This is a genomic window from Megasphaera sp. AM44-1BH, assembly GCF_003467125.1.
GTDB lineage: Bacteria > Bacillota > Negativicutes > Veillonellales > Megasphaeraceae > Megasphaera.
The window spans coordinates 1-312 of sequence record NZ_QSFA01000058.1 but is presented as its reverse complement, the minus strand read 5'-3'; the positions used below and the strand labels follow the sequence as shown (position 1 = coordinate 312).

Below are 312 nucleotides of genomic sequence, written 5' to 3'. Positions count from 1 at the left end.
ACCTGGCCGAACATATTCTTGACGCCCTTGGTTGCCCATTCATCCATTTTTTCTGCCATAGTCGAGCTCGGCGTGATCGGATAAATGGCTGCTACATCGGTAAATACATAGGACACATAGGCGGCAGCCGTGTTGCCGTCCATGGTCATCATTTTCATTGCCATTGGAAACTCCTCCTAAAACGTAACTAAATGTTAAAGCGCAGATATAATGTTTCGTTATTTCATAAAGAGCCAAAAAGAGGCTGCAGCAACATAACTCTATATGTGAACTGCTCCCCGTCAAGAGGACAATAAAAAATATAAGATTTTT

Annotated in this window: 1 protein-coding gene; it reads right to left on the bottom strand. The window is 42.3% G+C overall.

Annotation, left to right across the window (positions count from 1 at the left end; genetic code table 11):
- A partial coding sequence (locus DW949_RS13850) for a hypothetical protein (protein ID WP_233539617.1) occupies positions 1 to 164 on the bottom strand: 164 nt, incomplete at its 3' end.
- Positions 165 to 312 lie beyond the last annotated feature (148 nt).